This window comes from Tychonema sp. LEGE 07196, assembly GCF_963890365.1.
Taxonomy (GTDB): domain Bacteria; phylum Cyanobacteriota; class Cyanobacteriia; order Cyanobacteriales; family Microcoleaceae; genus Microcoleus.
Window position 1 is genome coordinate 2,501 of the sequence record NZ_CAWPRX010000164.1, and the last position, 3,092, is coordinate 5,592.

General features: G+C 50.4%; 2 tRNA genes and 2 rRNA genes (1 of these 4 cut by a window edge). All 4 read right to left on the reverse strand.

Annotated elements, in window-relative coordinates:
* Window positions 1-757, reverse strand: a 23S ribosomal RNA gene (locus AACV78_RS18765); it reaches 2,149 nt to the left of the window's first position.
* Window positions 758-961: 204 nt separating this feature from the next.
* A tRNA-Ala gene (locus tag AACV78_RS18770) sits at window positions 962-1,034 on the reverse strand.
* Between the two features lie 96 nt (window positions 1,035-1,130).
* Window positions 1,131-1,204 (reverse strand) — tRNA-Ile (locus AACV78_RS18775).
* A 117-nt stretch (window positions 1,205-1,321) separates the two neighbouring features.
* Window positions 1,322-2,810, reverse strand: a 16S ribosomal RNA gene (locus AACV78_RS18780).
* The 16S and 23S rRNA genes sit together here with 2 tRNA genes alongside, the layout of an rRNA operon.
* Window positions 2,811-3,092: the final 282 nt, after the last annotated feature.

The window sequence follows — 3,092 nt, forward strand, 5'->3', positions numbered from 1 at the left end:
GGTGTTACCCAAGCTTCATCCTGGACATGGTTAGATCACCCGGGTTCGGGTCTATAAACAGTGACCTGTGCTTTCACACGGGCGCTCTTGTCAAACTCGCTTTCGCTAGGGCTTCAACCCATAGGGTCTTAACCTGCCACTGCCTATAACTCGCCGGCTCATGCTTCAACAGGCACGCGGTCAGACGTTTAATCGTCCTCCCACTGCTTGTAAGCTAACGGTTTCATGTTCTATTTCACTCCCCTTCCGGGGTTCTTTTCACCTTTCCCTCGCGGTACTGGTTCACTATCGGTCACACAGTAGTATTTAGCCTTACGAGATGGTCCTCGCTGATTCACACGGGATTTCACGGGCCCCGTGCTACTCGGGATACAGTCACGCTCTTTTCTACTTTCGACTACAGGACTTTCACCTTCTCTGGTGCAGCTTTCAACTGCTTTGTCTAGCTTCAAGATACGTTAGTTGACTGTCCCACGACCCCAGAAGTAAAAACCTCTGGTTTAGGCTGTTTCCCGTTCGCTCACCACTACTTGGGAAATCGCTATTGCTTTCTCTTCCTCCAGCTACTAAGATGTTTCAATTCGCTGGGTTCGCTGCTCTCAGTCTATGTATTCAACTGATGCTTACTGGGTTGCCCCATTCGGACATCTCCGGATCAATGCTTGCTTCCAGCTCCCCGGAGTTTATCGTCGGTCGCCACGTCCTTCTTCGCCTCTGTGTGCCTAGGTATCCACCGTTAGCCCTTTGTAACTTGACCACTTTCTTCTTTGATGGTGGTCGCTAATAAGATTTTCCGACGCATCGGATTACTTACCTGCTTTTGATGACTTAATTTCTATGCAGTTTTCAAGGTTCTGACTAGAGTTTTAGACTCCAGCATTCCGACTTTTCTTGAACAGTCTGGGTGCTGATTTCTTGTCTCTTTTTGGCTTCTAATTTCGGTGCTACGAGTTAGTGAGAGTGGAGGTAAGCGGACTCGAACCGCTGACTTCCTGCGTGCAAGGCAGGCGCTCTACCAACTGAGCTATACCCCCACTAAGCTGCGTGATTTTTCCGGTTCTGATTCTTGTATTCATCATTTCACTGACCATACATTCATCATTACTTTTAATTCATCACTTTTTTCCAGGTGGGCCATCCTGGATTTGAACCAGGGACCTCACCCTTATCAGGGGTGCGCTCTAACCAACTGAGCTAATAGCCCGCGAGTTCCGAACCAGTTAATAGTTTGAAAGCTTTGACATCTATTCCTCGAACGACCAGGGATAACTGATGAGCGACCTTTTCTTTAGGTTCAGTCGCTTCTCAGATGGTCTCCCTAAAAGGAGGTGATCCAGCCACACCTTCCGGTACGGCTACCTTGTTACGACTTCACCCCAGTCATCAGCCCTGCCTTCGGCATCCTCCTCCCTTGCGGGTTAGAGTAATGACTTCGGGCGTGGCCAACTTCCATGGTGTGACGGGCGGTGTGTACAAGGCCCGGGAACGGATTCACCGCAGTATGCTGACCTGCGATTACTAGCGATTCCGCCTTCATGCAGGCGAGTTGCAGCCTGCAATCTGAACTGAGGCAGGGTTTACGGGATTAGCTCGCCCTCGCGGGTTGGCTGCCCTCTGTCCCTACCATTGTAGTACGTGTGTAGCCCAGGACGTAAGGGGCATGCTGACTTGACGTCATCCCCACCTTCCTCCGGTTTGTCACCGGCAGTCTGTTTAGAGTGCCCAACTTAATGATGGCAACTAAACACGAGGGTTGCGCTCGTTGCGGGACTTAACCCAACATCTCACGACACGAGCTGACGACAGCCATGCACCACCTGTGTTCGCGCTCCCGAAGGCACTCCTTCCTTTCAGAAGGATTCGCGACATGTCAAGTCCTGGTAAGGTTCTTCGCGTTGCATCGAATTAAACCACATACTCCACCGCTTGTGCGGGCCCCCGTCAATTCCTTTGAGTTTCACACTTGCGTGCGTACTCCCCAGGCGGGATACTTAACGCGTTAGCTACGGCACTGTCCGGGTCGATACAGACAACACCTAGTATCCATCGTTTACGGCTAGGACTACTGGGGTATCTAATCCCATTCGCTCCCCTAGCTTTCGTCCCTCAGTGTCAGTTATGGTCCAGCAAAGCGCCTTCGCCACCGATGTTCTTCCTGATCTCTACGCATTTCACCGCTACACCAGGAATTCCCTTTGCCCCTACCATACTCTAGCTGTTCAGTTTCCACTGCCTTTCCGAGGTTGAGCCCCGGTCTTTGACAGCAGACTTGAACTGCCACCTACGGACGCTTTACGCCCAATCATTCCGGATAACGCTTGCATCCTCCGTCTTACCGCGGCTGCTGGCACGGAGTTAGCCGATGCTGATTCCTCTGGTACCGTCATTTTGTTCTTCCCAGAGAAAAGGGGTTTACAACCCAAGAGCCTTCTTCCCCCACGCGGTCTTGCTCCGTCAGGCTTTCGCCCATTGCGGAAAATTCCCCACTGCTGCCTCCCGTAGGAGTCTGGGCCGTGTCTCAGTCCCAGTGTGGCTGATCGTCCTCTCAGACCAGCTACCGATCGTCGCCTTGGTGAGCTTTTACCTCTCCAACTAGCTAATCGGACGCGAGCTCTTCTTCAGGCTATAAATATTTGCCCTTTCGGTTCATCGGGGGTTAGCAGTCGTTTCCAACTGTTGTCTCCGTCCTGAAGGTAGATTCTCACGCGTTACTCACCCGTCCGCCACTAAGTATTGCTACTCCGTTCGACTTGCATGTGTTAAGCAGACCGCCAGCGTTCATCCTGAGCCAGGATCAAACTCTCCGTTTTGTTGAGTTTTTTGGCTTTTATGTCAATTCTTCTCCACTCAGCATCTCTACTGGCTTCTTTCCTTGACTTTTTTCTCGTTGTTTGCGATATTAAGTATTAGCTATGCTTTTACTCTCTATCTTCATTCTTTTGACGAGGTTTATAGTGCTTTAAGCTTTCAAACTATTCTTTTTTCTAGGTTCAGTTTTTTGCCTTAAGTCCGCGGTGTCAACCGCCTTCTCTTTGGCGCTTTATTAATATATCAACTCTCCCCTGAGTTGTCAAGCTTTTTTGCAAAGTTTT